Annotated in this window: 21 protein-coding genes; 16 read left to right on the forward strand and 5 right to left on the reverse strand. The window is 73.1% G+C overall.

Annotated features, from left to right (window positions below; genetic code table 11):
- The first annotated feature begins 6 nt into the window (after positions 1-6).
- Genes ABZ444_RS00890 through ABZ444_RS00905 form a run of 4 tightly spaced genes read left to right on the forward strand, consistent with a single transcriptional unit; the run spans position 7 to position 4,252 of the window.
- Positions 7-1,536: an amidohydrolase family protein gene (locus ABZ444_RS00890; protein ID WP_357990776.1), complete on the forward strand. Its 1,530-nt coding sequence runs from the start codon at positions 7-9 to the stop codon at positions 1,534-1,536.
- 43 nt (positions 1,537-1,579) lie between these two features.
- Complete coding sequence (locus ABZ444_RS00895; protein WP_357990779.1) at positions 1,580-2,656, forward strand: alanine racemase; 1,077 nt, start codon at positions 1,580-1,582, stop codon at positions 2,654-2,656.
- A 9-nt stretch (positions 2,657-2,665) separates the two neighbouring features.
- Positions 2,666-3,046: a Rid family detoxifying hydrolase gene (locus tag ABZ444_RS00900; RefSeq protein WP_352349473.1), complete on the forward strand. Its 381-nt coding sequence runs from the start codon at positions 2,666-2,668 to the stop codon at positions 3,044-3,046.
- 9 nt (positions 3,047-3,055) lie between these two features.
- Positions 3,056-4,252, forward strand: coding sequence for a hypothetical protein (locus ABZ444_RS00905; protein ID WP_357990782.1), 1,197 nt, complete (start codon positions 3,056-3,058; stop codon positions 4,250-4,252).
- Positions 4,253-4,282: 30 nt separating this feature from the next.
- On the opposite strand, the gene ABZ444_RS00910 is transcribed toward ABZ444_RS00905, so the two are convergent.
- Together ABZ444_RS00910 and ABZ444_RS00915 are read right to left on the reverse strand one after the other, a co-directional pair.
- The gene (locus ABZ444_RS00910; protein WP_357990785.1) at positions 4,283-4,822 is read right to left on the reverse strand and encodes a TetR/AcrR family transcriptional regulator; all 540 of its coding nucleotides are present in this window, start codon (positions 4,820-4,822) and stop codon (positions 4,283-4,285) included.
- A 3-nt stretch (positions 4,823-4,825) separates the two neighbouring features.
- Positions 4,826-5,440 (reverse strand): LysE family translocator, encoded by a 615-nt coding sequence (locus ABZ444_RS00915; RefSeq protein ID WP_357990788.1) that lies wholly within the window; start codon positions 5,438-5,440, stop codon positions 4,826-4,828.
- A 102-nt stretch (positions 5,441-5,542) separates the two neighbouring features.
- Between ABZ444_RS00915 and ABZ444_RS00920 the strand changes: the two genes are divergently transcribed.
- From ABZ444_RS00920 to sigJ, 4 genes are all read left to right on the forward strand, one after another.
- Positions 5,543-8,281: an AAA family ATPase gene (locus ABZ444_RS00920; RefSeq protein ID WP_357990790.1), complete on the forward strand. Its 2,739-nt coding sequence runs from the start codon at positions 5,543-5,545 to the stop codon at positions 8,279-8,281.
- A gap of 258 nt (positions 8,282-8,539) precedes the next feature.
- Complete coding sequence (locus ABZ444_RS00925) at positions 8,540-9,325, forward strand: hypothetical protein (RefSeq protein WP_357990793.1); 786 nt, start codon at positions 8,540-8,542, stop codon at positions 9,323-9,325.
- 171 nt (positions 9,326-9,496) lie between these two features.
- Entirely contained in the window at positions 9,497-10,789 is a 1,293-nt protein-coding gene (locus ABZ444_RS00930; protein ID WP_357990795.1) for an ArsB/NhaD family transporter, read from the forward strand.
- A 57-nt stretch (positions 10,790-10,846) separates the two neighbouring features.
- Positions 10,847-11,728 carry an RNA polymerase sigma factor SigJ gene (gene sigJ / locus ABZ444_RS00935; protein WP_357990798.1) on the forward strand — a complete coding sequence of 294 codons (882 nt, stop codon included), beginning with the start codon at positions 10,847-10,849 and terminating at the stop codon, positions 11,726-11,728.
- Here sigJ and ABZ444_RS00940 read toward each other — a convergent pair.
- Positions 11,725-13,125, reverse strand: coding sequence for an MFS transporter (locus ABZ444_RS00940; RefSeq protein WP_357990802.1), 1,401 nt, complete (start codon positions 13,123-13,125; stop codon positions 11,725-11,727). The genes sigJ and ABZ444_RS00940 overlap by 4 nt on opposite strands.
- 108 nt (positions 13,126-13,233) lie before the next feature.
- Between ABZ444_RS00940 and ABZ444_RS00945 the strand changes: the two genes are divergently transcribed.
- Complete coding sequence (locus ABZ444_RS00945) at positions 13,234-13,722, forward strand: helix-turn-helix domain-containing protein (protein WP_357990805.1); 489 nt, start codon at positions 13,234-13,236, stop codon at positions 13,720-13,722.
- Positions 13,723-13,744: 22 nt separating this feature from the next.
- On the opposite strand, the gene ABZ444_RS00950 is transcribed toward ABZ444_RS00945, so the two are convergent.
- On the reverse strand, positions 13,745-14,059 hold the full coding sequence (locus ABZ444_RS00950; protein ID WP_357990807.1) for a hypothetical protein: 315 nt from the start codon (positions 14,057-14,059) through the stop codon (positions 13,745-13,747).
- Positions 14,060-14,117: 58 nt separating this feature from the next.
- On the reverse strand, positions 14,118-14,672 hold the full coding sequence (locus ABZ444_RS00955) for a hypothetical protein (RefSeq protein WP_357990810.1): 555 nt from the start codon (positions 14,670-14,672) through the stop codon (positions 14,118-14,120).
- A 110-nt stretch (positions 14,673-14,782) separates the two neighbouring features.
- On the opposite strand from ABZ444_RS00955, the gene ABZ444_RS00960 reads away from it, so the two are divergent.
- From ABZ444_RS00960 to ABZ444_RS00990, 7 genes are all read left to right on the forward strand, one after another.
- Positions 14,783-16,123 (forward strand): lanthionine synthetase LanC family protein, encoded by a 1,341-nt coding sequence (locus tag ABZ444_RS00960; protein WP_357990813.1) that lies wholly within the window; start codon positions 14,783-14,785, stop codon positions 16,121-16,123.
- Between the two features lie 347 nt (positions 16,124-16,470).
- Positions 16,471-16,989 (forward strand): flavin reductase family protein, encoded by a 519-nt coding sequence (locus tag ABZ444_RS00965; protein WP_357990816.1) that lies wholly within the window; start codon positions 16,471-16,473, stop codon positions 16,987-16,989.
- Complete coding sequence (locus ABZ444_RS00970) at positions 16,986-17,897, forward strand: glutathione S-transferase C-terminal domain-containing protein (protein ID WP_357990819.1); 912 nt, start codon at positions 16,986-16,988, stop codon at positions 17,895-17,897. Before ABZ444_RS00965 ends, ABZ444_RS00970 begins: the two co-directional genes overlap by 4 nt.
- Entirely contained in the window at positions 17,894-19,216 is a 1,323-nt protein-coding gene (locus ABZ444_RS00975; RefSeq protein ID WP_357990822.1) for an NtaA/DmoA family FMN-dependent monooxygenase, read from the forward strand. The genes ABZ444_RS00970 and ABZ444_RS00975 overlap by 4 nt, the downstream gene beginning before the upstream one ends.
- Positions 19,213-20,382 (forward strand): LLM class flavin-dependent oxidoreductase, encoded by a 1,170-nt coding sequence (locus tag ABZ444_RS00980; protein ID WP_357990825.1) that lies wholly within the window; start codon positions 19,213-19,215, stop codon positions 20,380-20,382. Before ABZ444_RS00975 ends, ABZ444_RS00980 begins: the two co-directional genes overlap by 4 nt.
- Positions 20,379-21,413 carry an LLM class flavin-dependent oxidoreductase gene (locus ABZ444_RS00985; protein WP_357990828.1) on the forward strand — a complete coding sequence of 345 codons (1,035 nt, stop codon included), beginning with the start codon at positions 20,379-20,381 and terminating at the stop codon, positions 21,411-21,413. Before ABZ444_RS00980 ends, ABZ444_RS00985 begins: the two co-directional genes overlap by 4 nt.
- Complete coding sequence (locus tag ABZ444_RS00990; protein ID WP_357990831.1) at positions 21,410-22,498, forward strand: LLM class flavin-dependent oxidoreductase; 1,089 nt, start codon at positions 21,410-21,412, stop codon at positions 22,496-22,498. The genes ABZ444_RS00985 and ABZ444_RS00990 overlap by 4 nt, the downstream gene beginning before the upstream one ends.
- The last annotated feature ends 60 nt before the right edge of the window (positions 22,499-22,558 follow it).

Below are 22,558 nucleotides of genomic sequence, written 5' to 3' on the forward strand. Positions count from 1 at the left end.
CTTGGTGTGAGGTTCGACGTAGTCATCAGCGGTGGCCGGGTGCTCGACGGCACGGGCGCGCCGCCGTACCGGGCGGATGTGGGGATCGCGGGCGACGAGGTCGTGGCGGTCGGCAGGCTGGGCGGCGCGCAGGCGGCGACGGTGATCGACGCGACCGGCCGGTTCGTCGCGCCGGGCTTCGTCGACTGCCACGCCCACGGCGACGCCGCCGTTTTCGACCCGGCCGTGCAGCTCGCGGCGTTGCGGCAGGGGGTGACCACGTTCGTCCTGGGGCAGGATGGTCTGTCCTTCGCGCCGGGGTCGGCCGAGACCGTCGCCTACGCCTCCCGCTACTTCGCCGCCGTCAACGGCGCCCTGCACGAGGGCCCGCTGAGCGTGGCCGAGCTGCTCGACGGTTACGACCGCGCGGTGGCGCTGAACACGGCCTACCTGCTGCCGCACGGCACGATCCGCTACGACGTCCTCGGGCCCTCGCCGGAGGCGGCCTCGCGGGCGGAGCTGGGCGCGATGGTCGAGCGGGTCGAGCGCGGCCTGTCCGAGGGCGCGGTCGGGCTGTCCAGCGGGCTGGAGTACCTGCCGGGCCGCTACGCCGACGCCGCCGAGCTGGCCGCCCTGTGCGCGCCGCTCGGCGGCCTGCCGTACGTCACCCACATGCGGGCCTACGGCGCGAACGCCGGGGTCGGCATGGCGGAGGTCGTGGACATCGCCGGTCGTTCGGGTGCGGCCGTGCACGTCTCCCACCTGCATGGGCCGGCCGACGTGCTGCTGCCGCTGGTCGGCAGGGCGCACGACGAGGGCGTCGACCTCACCTTCGACACCTATCCCTACCTGCGCGGCAGCACGATCCTGGCCATGGTGGTGCTGCCGCCGTCCGTGCCGGGCGCCGACACCGACGCGGCGCTGGAGATGATCGACTCGCCCGAGCTGGACGACTGGTGGGCGGGGCTCGGCGAGGTCTACCCCCGGCTGACCGTCTCCCACGCGCCCGGCCTGGAATGGGCCGAAGGGCTCGCCCTGCCGGACGCCGCGGAGCGGGCCGGCATGACGCCCGCCGCGTTCTGCCGCCACCTGCTGGTGGAGACGCGGCTGGAGGCCGGGTGCGTCTCCGCCCGTCCCGACGAGGGCCCGGCGGGTGAGGAGTCCGTACGCCGGATCCTGCGCCATCCCTCCCACACCGGCGGCTCCGACGGCATCTACGTGGGCGGTCATCCGCATCCGCGAGGGTTCGGGGCCTTCGCCAGGTTCCTCGGCCGGCACGTCCGCGAGCTGGGCGACTGGACGTGGGAGCAGGCGGTCGTGCACCTGGCCTCCCACCCGGCCCGGCGGTTCGGGCTCGACCGGCGCGGGCTGGTACGCGGCGGGTACGTCGCCGACCTGGTGGTGTTCGACCCGCTCACGGTGTCGGACCGGTCGACGTACGCCGATCCGCGCACCCCCGCGCACGGCGTGGACGACGTGCTCGTGTCCGGCGTACGGGTGCTGACCGGCGGCGAGCTGACCGGGGCCGGTCCCGGGCGGGCGCTTCGATCACGCTGATCCCGCCTGGGATAAGGTCAGACGCGGATAAAAGGGGGGTGTCGTGCAGGTGATCCTTGGGCAGTCCGTCCTCGACGGCGAGCTCGGCTTTCCGCTGATGATCGTGCACCGCGACGCGCTGGAGCACAACGTGGCCACGATGGCGGCCTTCGCCCGCGACCACGGCATGGAGCTGGCTCCGCACGTCAAGACGCACATGTCGCCAGAGATCTCCGCGATGCAGCTCGAAGCGGGCGCCTGGGGGCTGACGGTCGCCACGACCCGGCAGGCCAGGATCGCCCGCGGCTACGGCGGCGACCGGATCATGGTGGCCAACCAGGTCGTCGACACCGCCGGGCTGACCTGGGCCGCCGGAGAGCTCGACCGCGACCCCGCCTTCGACTTCCTCAGCTTCGTCGACTCCGAGGCCGGAGTGGACATCCTCGCCCGGCACGCCTCGACCCGGCCGTTCCGGGTGCTGGTGGAGCTCGGGCACGAAGGCGGACGAGCCGGCTGCCGCACCCTCGACGAGCTGCTGAAGGTGGCCGCGTACGCGCAGGAGACGCCCGGCGTCGAGCTGGCCGGCGTCGCCGGTTACGAAGGGGCGCTGAAGAGCGCCGACGAGGTCCGGCGGTACCTGCGCGGGCTGCTGGAGGCCGTCGAGCACGTCCGCGTGCGCACCCCGATCCTGACGATCGGCGGCAGCCAGTGGTTCGACGTGATCGGGCGCGAGCTGGTCACCACGCACGCCAGGATCCTGCTGCGCAGCGGCGCGTACGTCACCCACGACGACGGCTACTACCGGGAGCGCACGCCGTTCAACCGGATCGAGGGCGAGCTGCGGCCGGCTCTTGAGGTGTGGGCGCACGTGTTGTCCACGCCGGAGCCGGGCCTCGCGATCGTGGGCATGGGCAAGCGCGACGCGCCCTACGACGAGGGCCTGCCGGTGCCGCGCCGCAGCGGCGTCACGATCACCAAGATGCAGGACCAGCACACCGTCGTCAGGGCCGACGGGCTCAAGCCGGGCGACCTGCTGGCCTTCGGGATCTCACACCCGTGCACCGCGTTCGACAAGTGGCGCGTGCTGCCGTTGGTGGACCGGGACTACCGTGTCGTCGGCACGATCCACACCGATTTCTAGGGAGATTCCGTGAAGAAAGAGCTCAAGACCACCGAGGGCGCCGCGCCGGTCGGGGCGTACTCCCAGGGGCTCGTGGTGGGCGACTTCGTCTTCACCTCCGGCATGGGCCCGCTCGACCCGCACACCGGCGAGATCGTCGGCGACGACGTGGCCGCCCAGACCCACCAGGTCATGAAGAACCTGGGGGCCATCCTCGCCGCCCACGGCCTGGGCTTCGACGACGTCGTCAAGTCGACGGTCCACCTCCAGAACGTGAAGGAGGACTTCGCCGCGTACAACGAGGTGTACAAGTCGTACTTCACCCAGCCGTACCCGGTGCGGACGACGGTGGGCTCGCAGCTCATGAACATCCTGGTGGAGATCGACTTCGTCGCGCACAAGAGCGCGTAAGGTCTGCACGTGGACAGTTCGGTATACGTCTTCGCCGAGGACCTGCACGGTGAGGGCGTCGAGCGGGTGCTCGACAGGATCAGCGCGTACGGCGTGGGCGGGGTCACGGTCGGCGCCGTCCACCACGCCGCGCGCGACGTCACCCCGCACGGACTGTCCCGGCTGACCGTCAGGCACGACGGCGCCCACTTCACCCCGCCGGCCGAGCTGTTCGACGGGCTCCGGCTCGCTCCCGTGCCCGGCCACGTCCACGCCCTCGACGGGCTGCGCGAGGCGTGCGCCGGGCGCGGCCTGAAGCTGCACGGCTGGACGGTCTTCCTGCGCAACGCCACGCTCGGCAACGAGCACCCCGACGTGACCGTGCGCGACTGCTTCGGCGACCGCGGCTCGCTCATCGACCTGTGCCCGGCCCATCCCGACGTGCGCGAGTACTCCGTCGCGCTGGCCAGGGCGGTGGCCCGGCTGGGCGTCGAGAGCGTGGTCGCCGAGGCGCTGCACTTCACGCCGGTCGAGCCGCAGCGCTCCTTCGTGCAGCTCGGCCCCATGGACTCGTTCCTGTTCGGGCTCTGCTTCTGCGACTACTGCATGCGCCGGGCCACCGACCTGGGCGTGAACGCCGAGGTGGCGCGCGAGGAGTGCGCGCGGATCGTGGGCGGCGTCTTCGACGGCGACCCGGCCGCGCAGGGCGAGGTGACCAGGGCGGCGCTCACCGCCTACGCCGGGCCCGAGGTGGTGGCGTACGCGCGGGCGCGCTCCGAGACCGTCACCACGCTGGTCTCCGAGGTGTCCTCGGCGGTCGCCGAGGAGGGCTCCAAGCTGGTCTTCATCGACTCGACCGGGGCGGTGAAGGGCTACCGGGACGGCCTGCCGACGCCGGGCCTGGCCGCCCACGACGCCTGGCAGCTCGGCGTGGACCTGGTGGCGCTGGGCGACCTGGTGCCCGCCTTCGGCGTGCTGGCGTACGCGCGGGACGCGGCGCGGGTGGCCGACGACGTGGGCGCGTACCTGCGCTCGGTGGGCAAGGATCGCGAGGTGCGCGCGGTGCTGCGGCCCGGCTACCCCGACAGCGACTCGACCGACCGCCTGGTGGCCAAGGCCAGGGGCGCGAAGGCGGCGGGCGCGCTGGCGGTCGACTTCTATGCCTACGGTCTGGTGCCGCACCCGGTGCTCGACCGCATCCCGGCCGCCCTCGCCGCCGCCGGCTGACCCGCCAGGCCCCACATCACGCGCAGCCGCTCAGAAGGCGTCGAGCAGGGCCGAGACGGCCTTCTCGGCGTAGCCGCCGGGCAGGGGCAGGCCGCGGAAGACCGTGCGCATCCACACGGCCCCGGCCAGCAGATCCATGATCAGCAACGGGTCGGCCGACGCGCTCAGCTCACCCCGCCGCACCGCGCGCTCGAACACCACGCGTTCCCGCGCGAACCGGTCGGCGAAGAACCGGCGGGCGTCGAGCTCGGGATGGCGCACGGCGGCGGCCAGCGCCGCGACCGCGATGTCGCTGCCGGGCGGCTCGGTGAGCAGCCGCTCGACCTGCTCGACCAGCGCCACCAGGTCACCCCGGAACGACCCGGTGTCCGGCGGCTCGAACGCCAGCACGTCCGACTCGACCAGCGCGGCCCCCAGCAGCGCAGCCTTGGACGGCCACCACCGGTAGATCGTCGTCTTGTTGACCCCCGAGCGTTCGGCGACCCCCTCGACGGTCAGCCCGTCGTAGCCCTTCTCCGCGACCATCCACAGCGTCGCGTCGAAGATCTCCTGCTGCTTCCTCGGCGCCATAGGTCATTTTCTCCCGGCGAACGCCATGGCCACGCCGAGCCCCAGGTAGACGACGCCGCTGACGTACCGAAGAGCCTTGGCGCCCCTGGTCAGACGGGTGCCGAGGGTGCCGGCGGTGAGGGCGTACACGACGTCGGAGACGAACCCCAGGAGCAGCAGCGTCAGGCCGAACACGACGATCTGCAGCGCCGGCGAGCCGGCGCCGGGGTCCACGAAGTGCGGGAGGAACGCCACGAAGAACAGCGCCACCTTGGGGTTGAGCACGTTGACCAGGACCCCTTCGAGGAACACCTTGGCCAGCGGCTGCACGGGCGGCGTCCCGGCCTGCGCGTCCTTGGCGGTGAAGGCGCGCACGCCCAGGTAGACGAGGTAGGCCACGCCGGCCCACTTGACGACCGCGAACAGCGTCGCCGACCGCGAGATCACGTACGAGAGCCCGGCCGCGGCGGCGGCGATGTGCACCAGCGTCCCGGTCTCCACGCCGAGCGCGCTGGCCAGCCCGGCGGCCCTGCCCTGGGCCAGGCCCCTTGCGGCGATGTAGAGGTGGTTGGGGCCGGGGACGAGCACCAGGGTGAGCGAGGCCGTCGTGAAGAGCACGAAAGTCGTCAAGGAGATCACGAAAGAGCAGCGTAGAGCGGGTCCGGCAGGACGATGAGGGCCAATTCCGCGGCGGCCGGGCGGACCAATGGAATGTCACCGGCGCGTGGCACACTTGCTGGCGTGAACGGTCTTCTCGTCGGGCGCTCGGCCGAGCTGTCCAAGCTCGTGCGTGTGCTGGAGTCCGCGGCCGACGGCACGGCCGGGGTCGCGCTCGTCGGCGGCGACGCGGGGATCGGCAAGACACGCCTGGTCGGTGAGCTGGTCGCCGAGGCGCGCGAGCGCGGCTTCCACGTCATGGTCGGCCAGTGCGCCGAGCTGGGCGACGCGCTGCCCTACCTGCCGCTGGCCGACGCGCTGCGCGGGGCCGAGCCCGGCGTGCGCGAGGCCGTCGCCGCCCATCCCATGCTGGGCCAGCTCCTGCCGGGCCGGGAGAGCGGGGCGCCGTCGGCCGGGCTCACCCAGCAGCGGCTGTTCGGGTCGCTGCTCGGGCTGCTGACCGACGTCCAGCCGGTGCTGTTCGTGATCGAAGACCTTCACTGGGCCGACCGTTCCACCCGCGACCTGCTGGTCTTCCTCAGCCGCATGCTCCAGAGCGAGCGCGTCTGCGTGGCCGGCACCTACCGCACCGACGACCTCCACCGCCGCCATCCGCTGCGCGCGGTGCTGGCCGAGCTGAAGCGGCTGCCGTCGGTGACGAACGTGGAACTCGGCCCGCTGGAATCCGGCGAAATGTCGGACTATGTCACCACTTTGGGGCAGGTCGACGCGCAGGAGCTCGGGCTCATCGTCTCGCGCGCCGAGGGCAACCCGTTCTACGCCGAGGAGCTGTTCGCGGCCATGTCCGAGGGCGACAGCCTGCCCGACGGGCTGGCCAGCCTGCTGCTGTCGCGGGTCGAGGTGCTGTCCGAGGCCGGGCAGCGGGTGCTGCGCGCCGCCGCGGTGGCCGGCCGCCGGGTGGAGGACGACCTGCTGCGCGAGGTGGCGGGGCTGCCGCTGGCCGAGTTCGAGGAGGCGGTCAGGGAGATCGTCTCGCGCGGCCTGCTCAAGGTGCAGGGCCACGGCTACGCCTTCCGCCACGCCCTGCTGCAGGAGGCCGTCTACACCGACCTGCTGCCCGGCGAGCGCACGAGGCTCCACGCCGACTTCGCCCGCCTGCTCACCTCGCCCGCCGAGCTGGCCCACCACCACCTCGCCGGCCACGACCTGGCCGGGGCGCTCGCGGCCTCGGCGCAGGCGGGCCGCGAGGCCGAGCGGCTGGGCGCGCCCGCCGAGGCCCACAACCACTACGACCAGGCGCTCGGCCTGTGGGACCGCGTCGAGGGCGCCGCCGGGCTGGCCGGGGAGAGCCGGGTCGTGCTGGCCTTCCGCAGCGCCGTCGCGGCGGCCGACAGCGGCGACAACCACCGGGCGGTCCACCGGCTGCGCGCGCTGCCCTCGACGTCCGAGGTCGAGGAGCGGCTGGCGTACTACCTCTTCGAGACCAACGACCCGCCCGGCGCGATCGCGGCGGCCGAGCGCGCGGTCGAGAGCGCCGAAGACGAGCCGAGCCTCGCCCGTGCCCTCGCCACGCAGGCCCGCACGCTGCTGTGGACGCCGCGCCACCACGAGGTCGAGCCGCTGACCGCGCGCGCCCTGGACACGGCCCGCGCCTGCGGCGCCGTCGACGCCGAGGTGGGCGCGCTGCTCACGCTGGCCAGCTACGTCGAGCAGCGGGGCGACGTCGCCCGCGCCCATTCGCTGGTCGAGAGCGCCTCCGCCCGGGAGACCGGCGACCTGGCGATGGACCTGCGGGCCCGCTTCCACCACGCCCGCATCCACTACGAGCAGGGCCTGCTGGCCCAGGCCGCCGAGGTCGCCGACGGCGGCATCAAGCTGGCCGTCCACACCGGCCTCAACTGGAGCACCTACGGCACCGACCTGCGCTTCCTGCGCCTGCTCATCCACTACGTCGCGGGCGAGTGGGACGCCGCGGAGGCGGTGGCGGCCGGGTTCGGCGCGCGGGTGGGCACGTTGTCGGAGGCCATCCTGTCGTCGTTCGCCCTGTTCATCGAGGTGGGGCGGGGGTTGCCCGCGGTCGAGGCGCGGCTGGGGTGGCTGCGTCCGTTCTGGCACGATCCGCTGGCGACGTACATGTCGCGCGGCATGGCCGCCGAGCACGCCCTGTGGAACGGCGACCCGGCCGCCGCGCTCGACCACGCCCACGCGGCCATGGCCACGCTCGACGAGGGCGAGTCCGGCACGCTGCGGCTGGCCGCCGTCAGCCTGTGGGCGATGGCCGAGCTGGGCACCACGGAGGGGGCCGACGACCTGCTGGCCCGCGCCCGGTTCGCCGCGACGAGAGGGCCGACCGGCGACGGCGGGCACCTCGGTCCCGAGGGGCAGGCGTGGGCGCTGCGGGTGGAGGCCGACTGGCATCGCCTCCACGGGCGGCTCGACGTCGCGCTGTGGCGCGAGGTGGTCGCGGCGTTCGACTTCGGCTTCGTCTACGAGGTGGCCAGGGCGCGCTGGCGGCTGGCCGAGGCGCTGCTCGCGGCCGGCGAGCGGGAGGCGGCGCAGGAGGAGTGGGCCCGGGCCAGGGAGGCGGCCGGCCGGCTGCGGGCCGCGCCGCTGGAGGCCGCGCTGCTGGAGTTCGGCAGGCGGGCCCGGTTCGGCGGCGGGCAGGCCGAGGGCGGGCTCACCGCGCGCGAGGTCGAGGTGTTGCGGCTGGTCGCCGAGGGGCTGACCAACAAGGAGATCGCCGGGCGGCTGTTCATCGCGCAGAAGACGGTGAGCGTGCACGTCTCCAACATCCTGGGCAAGCTGGAGGTCTCCACCCGTACCCAGGCGGCCGCCGCCGCCCGCGCGCACGACCTCCTCTGATCGCCGGCTCAGGCTGCCGGGCTTCCTCGCCCGCGCTGCCGGACGGCCGATGGCGGGACAGGCAGGGGTGAGTCCGTACATCTGGGACGCCACGTGCGGCCATTTGGGGCGATGTTTGCGGTTCGCCTCGTAGCGTCCGAGATCGGGACCTCTCACCGGAGAGCGATGGCGGGCCCGGCCGGCGGCTCGCGTCGACCCGTCCTGTCGCGACAGGTCGGCCCGATGCGCCGACCAGTCCTGCCTCGAAAAGGAGCAGTCATGCCCATTCTCGCCACGTCACTGCCCGCCCTGGCCGCCGCCGGGCTGACCATACTGGCTCCGGCCGTCGTCCCGGGGGCCGCGCACGCCGCGGCCGTGATCTCCTGCACCGTGTCCGGCCAGGCACAGTACATTCCCGGGGCGCAGCGGCTGCTGCACCCTGACCGTTCCGTCAGCCACCGGGAGCCGTGGAACTGCGTCGACCGCAGCGGCACGGGCGTCACCGCGGCACGGCTCAGAGCCAGCTTCAACGGCGTGAACCCGAGCTGCGGCGGACGCACCACCACAAGGGGCCGCCCGTCCGGCGAGGGCAACGCCTTCGACCGCGTGTTCGGCAACCGCGACGCCGAGAACCGCAGCCTGTCCAACCGCATCGTCTACAACCGCGAGGGCCACAGCCTGGCCGACCGCATCATCCACGACCAGGACGAGCGGAACCTGGCCGACCGCATCGTCTACGACCGCGAGCGCTGGGGGCAGTCCGACGGCGTCATCCGCGACCGCGCCGCCGCCGCCGGGACCGCCGCGCCCACGGGCACCGGCACGGTCACCATCGACTGGACCATCAGGGGCACCAGGCAGACCAGCAAGGCCGCCGCGCGCATCGTCGAGGTCATGCACGACACGGCCAAGGTGTCGGGGACGATCCAGTCCGGGCCGTTCAGGGGCAAGACGTTCACCGGCCGGTTCGACACCAGCCTGCTCGGCGGTTCGGGCACGTGCGCCTCGGGCTCGTCCGGCAGCGTGCTGCACGCGGGCTTCAAGGGGCAGTTCAACGTCGGCTGACCCAGCCACCTCACCGGACGCGACCGGCGCACTGGCTCGTACGGGCCAGTGCGCCGGTCCCGTCCGGCCGCGCCTCTTGGTAGGTTGTCCTGAGGTGTGCCGGGAAGTCTGGTCGGCGATTCCGTCGTCGATCGTGGAGTTCTCCTGGAAGGCTTTCCCGGGTGGTCCGCCGTGACCGTCACCGCGTGGCTGGCGGTCGCCGTCTTCCTCGTCTCGTACACGCTGATCGCCACCGAGAAGGTGCACCGGGTCGCCGCGGCGCTCGGCGGCGCGGGGATCATGCTGGTGCTGCACGCCACCGACGGCGGTGCGGCCTTCTTCGACGAGCACACCGGCATCGACTGGAACGTCATCTTCCTGCTGCTCGGCATGATGGTCATCGTCGGCGTGCTGAAACAGACGGGCGTCTTCGAGTTCCTGGCCATCTGGGCCGCCAAACGGGCCAGAGGGCGCCCGTTCCGGCTCATGGTGCTGCTGATCCTGATCACCGCGGGCGCGTCGGCGCTGCTGGACAACGTGACCACCGTGCTGCTGATCGCGCCGGTGACGTTCCTGGTCTGCGAGCGGCTGGCGCTGCCGGTGGCGCCGTTCCTCATCGCCGAGGCGATGGCGTCCAACATCGGCGGCACCGCCACCCTGGTCGGCGACCCGCCCAACATCATCATCGCCAGCCGCGGCGGGCTGACCTTCAACGACTTCCTCGTGCACCTGGCCCCGCTGATCGTGGTGCTGATCGTGGTCTTCATCGGGCTGTGCCGGGTGATGTTCCGCCGGTCGTTCAGCTACGACCCCGAGCTGGCGGCCGAGATCATGACGCTCGACGAGCGCGAGGCCATCGCCGACCGCAGGCTGCTGTGGCAGTCGCTGACCGTGCTCGCGGTGGTGATGGCGGCGTTCGTGCTGCATCCCGTGCTGCACTACGAGCCGTCGGTGGTGGCGCTGCTCGGCGCGGGCGTGCTGGTGGCGCTCACCAAGGTGACCACCGAGGAGGCGATCGCCGAGGTCGAGTGGCCCACGCTGGTGTTCTTCGCGGGGCTGTTCGTCATGGTCGGGGCGCTGGTGGAGACCGGGGTCATCGCCCAGGTCTCCCAGGCCGCCGCGCAGGCCACGCACGGTCAGCTCGGGCTGACGACGATGGTCCTGCTGTGGGCCTCGGCGGGCCTTTCCGCCATCGTCGACAACATCCCGTACGTGGCCACCATGAGCCCGATCGTCGCCGACCTCGTCCAGGCCAACGGCGGCGAGGGGCCGGCGCAGGTGTTGTGGTGGGCCCTGGCGCTCGGCGCCGACCTGGGCGGCAACGCCACCGCCGTGGGCGCGGCGGCGAACGTGGTCATCCTCGGCATCGCCGCCCGCAACGGCACCCCGATCAGCTTCTGGCAGTTCACGAAGTACGGCCTGATCGTCACGGCGACGACGGTCGCGCTGGCGACGCCGTACCTGTGGCTGCGTTACCTGGTGTGACGCAGGTCATGTCACACCCGGGGGCCGCGAAGGCTCTCAAAGGACATGATGCCTGGAATGACGGACGTTTTCGGCGGCCACAGGGAACTGCTGTTCTCCATCGTCTACAACATGCTCGGCAGCGTCTCCGACACCGAGGACGTGCTCCAGGACACCTGGCTGGCCTGGTCGTCGAGGAACCCGGACGAGATCGGCAACCCGCGCGCCTACCTGGTGCGCATCGCCGTGAACCAGGCGCTCGCGCACCAGTCGGCGCTGCGCCGCCGCCGCGAGACCTACGTCGGACCATGGCTGCCCGAACCGCTGGTCACCGAGGCCGACGGGGCGGCGGACGTGGTACGGGGCGAGTCGGTGTCGCTGGCCCTGCTGGTGGTGCTGGAGACGCTGACCCCGCTGGAGCGGGCCGTGTTCATCCTGCACGAGGTGTTCGCCTTCCAGCACACCGAGATCGCCGGCATGCTCGGCCGCAGCCCCGCCGCCGTACGCCAGCTCGCGCACCGGGCCCGCGAGCACGTCCAGGCCCGGCGCCCGCGCAACCGGGTGGACGCGCACGTCCAGCAGGAGGTGACCGAACGGTTCGTGGCCGCGGCGTTCGGCGGCGACCTCGACGCGCTGATGGAGCTGCTGGCGCCGGAGGTGACCCTGTGGGCCGACGGCGGCGGCAAGTCCGCGGTGGGCGGGCCGCGTCCGGTCCGGGGCCGCGACAAGGTGGCCCGGCTGCTCGTCGCGCGCACCGCGCAGCCGATGGAAGGGCTGGACATCCAGTACCGGGAGACCAACGGGGACCCCTCGGCGGTGGTGTTCGTGGAGAACGCGCCGTTCGCCGTCATGGTCGTCGACCTGACCTCCGACGGGTCGCAGGTTCGCGACATCTACACGGTCGCGAACCCCGACAAGCTCTCCCGGGTGCGGAAGGAACCGGGATCGGACCCGTCCTAGCCGACGGCCTCGGGCACCGGGCTCTCCACTGGCGCGGCGGCGGCGCGGGCACGCAGGCCGAACGCGGTGACCAGCACGGCCGCCACCGCGGCGGCCACCGGGACGGCCAGGGCGATCCGCAGCGAGTCCAGGGTCGGCGCGGCGCCCCCGCCGAGCGCGGCCACGTTCACGGCGGTGACCGCCGACAGGCCGAGCGCGGTGCCGAACTGCATCGCCGTGTAGAGCAGGCCACCGGCCAGGCCCTGCCGGTCCTCCTCCACGCCCTCGGTCGCGGCCATGGTCAGCGGGCCGTAGGTCAGCGAGAAGGCCAGGCCGAGCAGGAGCATGGTGGGCAGCATGGCGGCGTACGTCCAGTCCGGGCCGACCGGCAGGAACAGCGCGTACGCCAGCGCCGACAGCACGATCCCGGCGAACAGCACGCGGGCGTTGCCGAACCTGTTCACCAGGCGCGGCGTGAGCGTGGGGGCCAGGACGGTGTCGATGCCGATCACCAGCATGGCCAGGCCGGTCTGCAGGGTGCTCCAGCCGCGCACCTCCTGGAGGTAGAGCGTGGCCAGGAACTGGAACCCGGCGAACGAGGCCAGGAACAGCAGCGCGCCCAGGTTGGCCCGGACGAGCGGCCCCGAGCGCAGGATGTCCAGCCGGACCAGCGGGTTGGACGAGCGGCGTTCGATCAGCACGAACAGGGCGAGCAGCAGCAGCCCGGCGGCGAACGTCGCGATGGTGGTGCCGGAGCCGTCCGCGGGCGCCTCCAGGCGGACCACACCGTACACGAGCAGCAACATCGAGCCGGTGATGGTCAACGCCCCGCCCAGGTCGAACGAGCCCCGCGCCCGTTCGCCGGAGTCCTTGACCAGCGGGACGGCGGCCAGCAGGATCACCGCCGACAGCACCACGGGGGCGAAGAACACCCAGCGCCAGCCGATCGAGGCCAGCAGGCCGCCGGCGACCAGGCCGAGCGAGAAGCCGCCCGCCGCGGTCCCGGCGTACACGCCGAGTGCCTTGGTGCGCTGCGGGCCCTCGGGGAAGTTGCCGGTGACCAGCGCCAGCCCGGCGGGCGCCATGAACGCGGCGGCGACCCCCGTGACGAACCGGGCAAGCAGCAACATCCATCCTTCGGTCGCGAACCCGCCCAGGCCGGAGAAGAGCAGGAACACCGTCAGCCAGGTCAGGAACATGCGGCGGTGGCCGAGCAGGTCGGCGGCCCGGCCGCCGAGCAGCATGAACCCGCCGTAACCCAGCACGTACGCGCTGACCACGCCGCTGAGCGTGCCGGTGGACAGGCCGAGGTCGGCGCGGATCGACGGCAGCGCCACGTTGAGCATGGCCACGTCGATGCCTTCCAGGAAGACGGCCCCCGCCAGGACGAACAGCGCGCTCCACGCGCGTGCCCCCATGCGGTCGTTCGAGGGAGACGAGGGAGACGAGGGAGACATGGTGCATTCCTTCCACAATGGTCGGTTCCTTCTTGTAACCAGCAGCATTTTTGGTCACCATGAGGAGCCATGGAAGACGGAACTTCGATGTCCCTCGGTCACTGCGGGGATACCGACTACGACGTGCTGCAATGGGACCAGCGGGAGGACTGCGAGGTCAGGCAGATCCTCGACCGGATCGCCGACAAGTGGTCGCTCCAGGTGATCGCGCTGCTCGACCGGCGCAGCCTGCGCTTCACCGAGCTGCGCCGCATGATCGACGGCGTGAGCCAGCGCATGCTGACCAGGACCCTGCGTCACCTGGAGCGCGACGGCCTGGTGAGCCGTACCGTCCATCCGACCGTGCCGCCCCGCGTGGACTACGCGCTGACGCCCCTCGGCGGCACGTTGCACGCCACCATCCGCGCCCTGGTCACCTGGACCGAGGAGCACCAGGGCGAGATCGCCACGGCCCGCGCCGCCTACGACGTACGGGTGGCGGCCGAGCAGGCGGCGGCGGCCGAGGAGGAGGCCGAGCGGGAGGCCGTCGCGCGCGGCGTGCTCGCGGGCCTGCGCTGACCGCGGCCCGCGAGGACGCCGATCAGCGCCGGCCGGCCGCGAACTCCCCGATGCTCACCGGACGCCGCCCGCCGACGCGCTCGATGCTCTCGGTGACCCGGTAGAGCGGGTGGTCGCCCGAGCCGATGAAGCGGAAGATCGCCCACAGGTGGGTCTGGTGCTCGACGGCGTACGGGTCGCGGTACACGTCGTGCGCCCGCCGCTGCCACTCCTCGGGCGGCAGGTCCGCGTAGCGCACGCCGAGGGCGTCGGCGGCCTCGGCGGCCGTCGCCATCTGGCCGGTCACCAGGCACACCGGGTCGGCGGGCGCCGGGTCCAGCAGGAGGCCCGCGCCCACCCGCGCCCAGTCGAAGACCTGCTCCGAGCTGGACCGGCTGCTGTCGGCGCTGCGGCCGTCAGTGGCCGGTTGAGTGGCCGGTCCGGTGCCGGGGAGCGTGGGGCGGCGCGTGGCCCGGCGCCGCCGGAGTGGTCGCGGGGCCGGCCGGGCCGGCGGGGGCCTGGCTCGCGTTCTGCTTCACGGGCACGAACACGCGCACGGCCCCGGCGTCGCGGAAGGTGAAGGTCATGGGCACGGTGGTGCCGCGGACGCCGGTGACCGTGCCGAGCGGCTGGTCGCCCGCGCCCACGGGCTGGCCGGGCCGGATGTCGGCGGCGGCGCCGGAGAGCTGCACCGAGCCGCCGCCGTCGACGGTGATCTGCTGGAGCTGGTCGGGCTTGTGGCCGTCGTTGATCAGCACGGCGTAGAGGGCCTGCTCGGCGGCGGGCGAGGACGGGCCGGCCGCCTGGCCGGGAGCGGCCCGGAGGTGGGCGTTGCGCACGTGCATGACGCCCTTGGCGTCGGCGTTCGCGCCGTCGTTCTGCGGCAGGTGCTGCCCCGTGTCGTATCCGGTGTTCGTGCAGCCTGTGACGCCCAGGGCCAGGATCGCGACACAGATGATGGGACGCTTCACGACGCCCTCCCCGTTCGATACTCGACGTCACCGTTCCGTTACCCGCGATGATGGAGGCGAACCCTTGAGAAAAGGCCAATTTTCCTACCGGAAGTGTGGGAGAATGGAGTATGGGCTTGGACCGGACCCGCTCGCCGAGTGAGCGCGCCGAGACTCCGCTGACCGCCGCGATCATGGCGGGCCGCTGGATCCGCACCGCCGCCGTCGACGACGGCAGAGGCCGCCACTGGCGTGCCAACCCCGACCCCCGTGGCAGGTCGGCCGCCGCCGGCGACTCCGCGTCCCTGTACGCGGGCGCGGCCGGCATCGTGCTGTTCTTCCTGGAACTGGCCGCCGCGACCGGCCACGAGGCGTACCTGGACGACGCCCGCAGAGGCGCCCGCTACCTGGCCGCCACCTGGCGCGAACGCGCCGACCTGACCCTCTACCACGGCCTGACCGGCACGCTCGTCGCGCTCGTCGAGGCCGGCTGGGCCTTCGGCGACGGCGTCTTCGAGGAGGAGGCCGTCGCGGTGGCCGACGCGATCGTCCGCGCCGCGCGCCCGCTGGACGGCGGCCCCGGCTGGACGCGCGAGCCCGCCCAGCGCGGCGACGGCGGGATCGTGCTCGGGCTGCTCCAGGCCGCCGCCGCGCTCGGCGTACGCGGCTACGAGGAGACGGCGGTGGCGGCGGGCGAGCGCATCGCCGGGCTCGCCGTGCCCGGCCATCGTTTCGGCGACTGCGCCGACCTGCCGCTCGACGCCGTCACCCCGGGCTTCCTGTCCGGCACGGCGGGCACCGCCTTCCTGCTGGCCAGGCTCTACGGCGTCACGGGCGAGCGGCGTTTCCTGGAGGCGGCCGCCCGTGGCGCGGGCTTCGTTCGCGAGGTGAGCGCGGTGGCGGGCAGGTGCGCCGTCGTCCCGCACCACGTGCCGCAGGGGCGCGAGCTGCACTACCTGGGCTTCTGTTCGGGCTCGGCGGGCGTCGCGCGGATGTTCTACGAGCTCTACCGGGTCACCGGCGACCCCGGCCACCTCGACTGGGTCGAACGGCTCGCGCACGGCGTCGTCGAGAGCGGCGCCCCCCTCCGGCAGACCGACGGCTTCTGGAACGTGGCCTGCCAGTGTTGCGGCGCGGCCGGGCTGCTCGAACTGTTCGTCGGCCTGTGGGCGGCGACCGGCGACGAAGCCCGCCTCGCGCAGGCCCAGGTGCTCGCCGGGCACCTCATCGGGCGTGGCGACAACCACGACGGTCAGGGGTTCCGCTGGTACCAGGCGTACCGGCGGCTGCGGCCGGGCGAGGTGAGCGCGGACACCGGGTACATGGTCGGCGCGGCCGGCATCGGGGCCGCCCTGCTCCACCTCGACGCCGCCATGCAGCCCCGGCAGGCGCGCAGGGTCATCCTGCTGCCGGACAACCCCTTCCCGGCGATCCCGGTGCCGCCCGCCAAACTTCGCGATTCATCCCAATAAGGTATTCCCTTTAAAACCAGTAGGGAATATTGACTTGAGGCTCGCGGCGGCCTAGCGTCGTTGGCATGAGCCAGGGCACTCTCCTGACCAGGCGCCCGCACGTGGACTTCGGCCACGTCGCCAGCGCCCAGTGTCGTTGATCACGGACCAGCAGCCGCCCGCCTTCCCCTGAGCGCTCCAGCGTGGCCGACGCCGTCCACGCCTCCGCTGACGAACCCCTCCGTGCCCCCTTCCCGGCGCTCCCGGCCCGGCCGCCGGGAGCGGCGTGAGCACGCCCTCTCTCCCGTGAGGAGCCTTTCCGTGATCGCAATCAGACCCGTCCGCCCGTACCGAGCGGAGGCCGGCGCATGACCGACACCCTGCCCGACCAGCAGGCCGTCGGCGCCGACGTGTTCCGCCAGGCGCTCGCCGTGCACGCCAGCGGAGTGGTGGTGATCACCGCGCAGAGCGAGGGCATCCCCGTGGGGCTCACCGCCACCTCGTTCTCCTCGGTCAGCCTCGACCCGCCGCTCGTCTCCTTCTACGTGGACCAGTCCTCCACCACCTGGCCGTGGTTGCAGGGGGCCGACCACTTCGCGGTCAACATCCTGGCCAGCGACCAGGCCGAGCTGGCGGCGCGGTTCGCGCGCAAGGGGGTGGACAGGTTCGCCGCGCCCACGCGGTGGCGGGCGGGGCCGCTGGGCGCGCCGCTGCTCCAGGACGTCTCCGCCCACCTGATCTGCCTGCCGTACGAGACCGTCGAGGTCGGCGACCACGTGCTGGTCGTCGGCCTGGTGGCCGAGGCGGCCACGCACAACGCCGGCCGCCCGCTGCTCTACCACCAGGGCCGGTTCGGCCGCTTCCTACCCCACCAGGAGAACCTGTGACCGCCACCACCGGCACACCGGTCTACGCAGGCCCGCTCGACCGGATCGCCTACGGCCGCTACGGCCCCGGCCGCCTGCACCTGTCGGCCGGCTGGGACCGCCCGGTCTACCCCTTCCAGGACCGCGTCACCGCCGACGGGACCAGCGGCTACCGTGCCGAGCCCGGCCGCTACCACCTCTACGCCGCCTGGACCTGCCCCTACGCCCAGCGCGTCGCGATCGTCCGCAAGCTCAAGCGCCTGGAGGACGTCGTCTCGCTGTCGTACGTGGACGACGAGCGCGACGGCCGGGGCTGGGCCTTCAGGGAGCGCAGGGGCCCGGACCCGGTCAACGGGTTCGCCTTCCTGGAGCAGGCCTACGACGCCACCGAGAAGGGCTACCCGGGCCACATCTCGGTGCCCGTGCTCTGGGACAGGGTGCGGCGCAGGATCGTCAGCAACAACTTCCCCGACATCACGATCGACCTGGCCACCCAGTTCGAGAAGTGGGCCGACACCTCGGTCGACCTCTACCCCGAGCACCTGCGCGCCGAGATCGACAAGCTGAACGCGTGGATCCACCACGACATCAACACCGGCGTCACGCGGGTGGCCCCCGCCGGCACCGAGGCCGCCCGCGAGAACGAGCGCCACCGCGTCGTCTCGGCCCTGGAGCGCCTGGACGAACGCCTGGCCGAGCGGCGCTTCCTGACCGGCGACACGATCACCGAGGCGGACGTGCGGCTGTGGGTGACGCTGGCCAGGTTCGACGCGCTGCACAACCGCGAGCACCTCATCAGCGAGCGCGAGCTGCCCGACTTCGAGCACCTCTGGGGCTACGCCCGCGACCTCTACCAGCGCCCGGCGTTCGGCGAGACCATCGAGGGCCTGCCCGCCGCCTGGGACACGCCGCACGGGCGGGGCCGGTGACGCGCAGGAGGCAGGTGCACCTCGCCGCGCACTTCCCCGGCGTGAACAACACCACCGTGTGGGCCGACCCCCGGTCGGGCAGCCAGATCGACTTCGCCTCGTTCGTCCACCTCGCCAGGACGGCCGAGCGCGGCACGTTCGACTTCTTCTTCCTGGCCGAGGGGTTGCGGCTGCGCGAGCTCAAGGGCCGCATCCACGACCTGGACGTGGCCGGCAGGCCCGAGGCGCTGACCGTGCTCAGCGCCCTGGCCGCCGTGACCTCGCGGCTCGGGCTCGCGGGCACGGTCAACGCCACCTTCAACGAGCCGTACGAGCTGGCCAGGCGGCTGTCCACGCTCGACCACCTGAGCGAGGGCCGGGCCGGCTGGAACGTGGTGACCACCTCCGACGCCTTCACCGGCGAGAACTTCCGCCGTGGCGGCTTCCTCGACCCCGCCGACCGGTACCGGCGGGCCGAGGAGTTCGTCCGGCTGTCGCGCGAGTTGTGGGACTCCTGGCAGCCGGACGCCGTGCTCGCCGACCAGGGCGCGGGCCGCTTCCTGCGGGAGGGCGCGATCGGCACGGTCAGCCACCGGGGCAGGCACTTCACCGTCGAGGGCCGGTTCACGCTGCCGCGCTCCCCGCAGGGACACCCGGTGATCATCCAGGCCGGCGACTCCGACGACGGCCGCGAGTTCGCCGCCGCCCACGCCGACGTGGTCTTCACCCCGCACGGCAGGCTGGAGGACGGCAGACGTTTCTACGCCGACGTCAAGGGCCGCCTGGCCCGGTACGGCCGCGAGCCCCACCAGCTCAAGATCATGCCCGGCGTGACGTTCGCGCTGGGCGACACCGAGGAGGAGGCCGCCGAGAACGCGGCCCGGATCCGGCGGCAGCAGGTCGGGCCGCAGACCGCGATCGCGTTCCTGGAGCAGGTGTGGGGGCGCGACATGTCGGCCTTCGATCCAGATGGACCGTTCCCCGACGTCGAGCCGGACCTGTCCCAAGGCGTCTCCCAGGGACGGGTGCCGATCAAGGACCGCGCCGAGGTGGCGGCCAAATGGCGGGCGCTGGCCGCGGAGAAGGGGCTGAGCATCCGCGAGCTGGTGATCGAGGTCACCGGGCGGCAGACGTTCGTCGGCACCCCCGAGGGCGTGGCCCGGCAGATGGACGAGCACGTGCAGGCCGGCGCGGCCGACGGCTTCATCCTCGTCCCGCACCTGACCCCCGGCGGGCTGGACGAGTTCGTCGACCGGGTGGTGCCGGCGCTGCGCGAACGCGGCGTCTTCCGCGCCGAGTACACCGGGACCACCCTGCGCGACCACCTGGAGCTGTCATGACGCTGCACCTGGCCGTGGCGCTGGACGGCGCCGGCTGGCACCCCGCCGCCTGGCGCGCGGCCCCCGCCCCGCGGCTCTTCTCGGCCGGCCACTGGGCGGGGCTGGTCGCCGAGGCCGAGCGCGGGCTGCTCGACTTCGTCACCATCGAGGACGCCCTGGGCCTGCAGTCCACCCGGCCCGACGGCCCCGACGACCGCATCGACCAGGTACGCGGCCGGTTCGACGCGGTGCTGCTCGCGGCCCGGCTGGCGCCGCTGACCACCCGGATCGGCCTGGTGCCGACGGCCACCACCACGCACACCGAGCCGTTCCACGTGGCCATCGGCATCGCCACCCTCGACCACGTCAGCGGCGGCCGGGCCGGCTGGCGGCCGCAGGTCTCGGCGCGGGCGAGCGAGGCGGCCCACTTCGGCCGGCGCCGGTTCGCCCCGCTCGACCTGGTGCTGAACCGGCCCGGCGGGGTGGACCTGTCGGCCGACCCGCACGTCCGCGCCCTGTTCGCCGAGGCCGCCGACGCCGTGGAGGTGGCCCGGCGGCTCTGGGACAGCTGGGAGGACGACGCCGAGATCAGGGACGTGGCCACCGGCCGGTTCGTCGACCGCGGCAGACTCCACCACATCGACTTCGAGGGCGGCTTCTTCTCGGTGCGGGGGCCGTCCATCACGCCCAGGTCGCCGCAGGGACAGCCGGTGGTGGCCGCGCTGGCCCACGCGCGGCTGCCGTACGAGTTCGCGGCCGGCGGCGCCGACGTCGTCTTCGTCACGCCGCACTCGGCCGAGCACGCGCGGGAGATCGTCGAGGAGGTCCGGGGGCTCTCCGGCGACCTGCGGATCTTCGCCGACCTGCTCGTCTTCCTGGGCCCGGACGCGGCCCGGCGCAAGGCGCGGCTCGACGAGCTGGACGGGGCCGAACTGACCTCCGACGCGGCGATCTTCGCCGGCGGCGTCGGGGAGCTGGCCGGCCTGCTGCTGGAGTGGCGGCGGGCCGGGATCGAGGGCTTCCGGCTGCGGCCGGGGGCGGTGCCGTACGACCTGGAGCGGATCAGCCGGGAGCTGACGGCCGAGCTGCGCGGGCGCGGGGCCTTCAGGAGCGGGTACGAGGCCCGGACGTTACGCGGGCTGCTCGGCCTGCCGCGCCCGGCGAGCAGGTACGCGGAGGTGTCATGAAATTTCTGGGCATCACATTGATCGTCCACAACGACGGCCGGTCACCCACGGAACGATTCCGCGAGGTCGTCGGGAACGCCGTGCTCTTCGAGGAACTGGGCTTCGACGGCTACGGCGTGGGCGAGCGGCACGAGCGGCCCTTCATCTCCTCCTCGCCCCCGGTCGTGCTCAGCCACATCGCCGCCAGGACGTCCAGGATCAGGCTGTTCACCGCGGTCACCACGCTGAGCCTGCTCGACCCGGTCCGCGCCTACGAGGACTACGCCACGCTCGACCACCTGTCCGGCGGCCGGCTCGAACTGATCGTCGGCAAGGGCAACGGCGCGGCGCAGGCCAGGCTCTTCCACGTCACCGCCGCGGACCAGTGGGAGCGCAACCGCGAGTCGTACGAGCTGTTCCGCCGCCTGTGGCGGGAGGACCGGGTCACCTGGCAGGGCCGCTTCCGCCCCGCGCTGACCGGCGCCGAGACCTGGCCGCGCCCGCTGCAACGGCCGATCAGGGTCTGGCACGGCAGCGCGACCAGCAAGGAGTCGGTCGAGCTGGCCGCCCGGCACGGCGACCCGCTGTTCTCGGCCAACGTCACCAACCCCATCGAGCCCTACGCCGAGCTGATCGACCACTACCGCGAACGCTGGGCGCACCACGGCCACGACCCCGCCGACGCCCTGGTCGGGGCGGGCAGCGCGGGCTACTACGCGGCCCGCACCTCGCAGCGGGCCCTCGCCGAATACCGGCCGATCTTCCAGGCCCGTCTGGAGACGTTCCGGCGGGCCGGCGTGCAGCCGGTCTTCCCCACCCTGGAGGACGCCATCGAGCGCGGGTCGATCCTGGTCGGCAGCCCGCAGCAGATCATCGACAAGGTGCTGCGCTACCACAAGCGGTTCGGGCACGAGGTCATGCACCTGCCCGCCGACGCCGACGGCCTGACGCCCGGGCAGCACCGGGAGACGCTGGAGCTGTTCCAGGCCGAGATCGCGCCGGCGCTGCGCGCGGAGATCCCCAGCCGCCCGTTCCCGAGGAGCGCGTCATGAGCCTGTCCATCCTCGACCTGGCCCCCATCAGCTCGGGCGGCACCGCGGGCCAGGCGTTACGCGACACGATCGAGCTCGCCCGCCGCGCGGAGCAGCTCGGCTACGCCCGCTACTGGCTGGCCGAGCACCACTTCGCCCCGGGCGTGGCCGGCTCGGCCCCCGCCGTGCTGATCGGCCTGGTGGCGGCGGCCACCTCGACGATCAGGGTCGGCTCGGGAGCCGTGCAGCTCGGCCACCGGACGCCGGTGTCCGTGGTCGAGGAGTTCGGGATCATCGACGCGCTGCATCCGGGCCGGCTCGATCTGGGGATCGGGCGCTCGGGGCGGCGCGGGGCCGAGCCGGCTCCCGCACGTCCCGCGAGCAAGGAGGCCAGGGTGGTGGACGGGCTGCTCATCCCGCCGCCCTTCGACTGGTCGCGGCTGGCGAAGATCCCCCGTCTGGCCTTCCAGGCGAGCCTGCTCCAGCAGCCCGGAGCGGTGACGCCCGACTTCGCCGACCAGATCGACGAGGTGCTGGCCCTGCTCGACGGGACCCACGAGGCGCACGTGACGCCCGGCGAGGGGGCCGACGTCCAGGTGTGGATCCTGGGCAGCAGCGGCGGGCAGAGCGCCCGGGTCGCGGGGGAGCGCGGGTTGCCGTTCGCGGCCAACTACCACGTCAGCCCATCCAGTGTGCTGGAGGCCGTGGAGGCGTACCGCGAGGCGTTCAAGCCGTCGGACGAGCTGGCCGAGCCGTACGTGATCGTGTCGGCCGACGCGGTGGTGGCCGAGGACGAGGCCAGGGCGCGCGAGCTGGCCTCGCCGTACGGGTTGTGGGTGCGCAGCATCAGGACGGGGGCGGGCGCGATGCCGTACCCGACGCCGCGGGAGGCGGCCCGGCACGTCTGGTCCGAGGCCGACCGCGAGCTGGTCAAGGACCGGATCGACACCCGGTTCGTCGGCACGCCGCAGGCCGTGGCCGAGCGGCTGCGCGTGCTGCGCCGGGTCACCGGGGCCGACGAGCTGCTGGTCACCACCATCACCCACGACCCCGCCGACCGCGTGCGCTCCTACGAACTGCTCGCCGAAGCCTGGGCGCGCCCGTGACCCGGAAACGCCTCTGACGCCCGGACCGAAACCCCTGGTGGTTTCGGTCGCGCGCATGCT

The sequence above is a fragment of the Nonomuraea sp. NPDC005730 genome, from assembly GCF_040630865.1.
In the GTDB taxonomy this organism is placed as follows: Bacteria; Actinomycetota; Actinomycetes; order Streptosporangiales; family Streptosporangiaceae; genus Nonomuraea.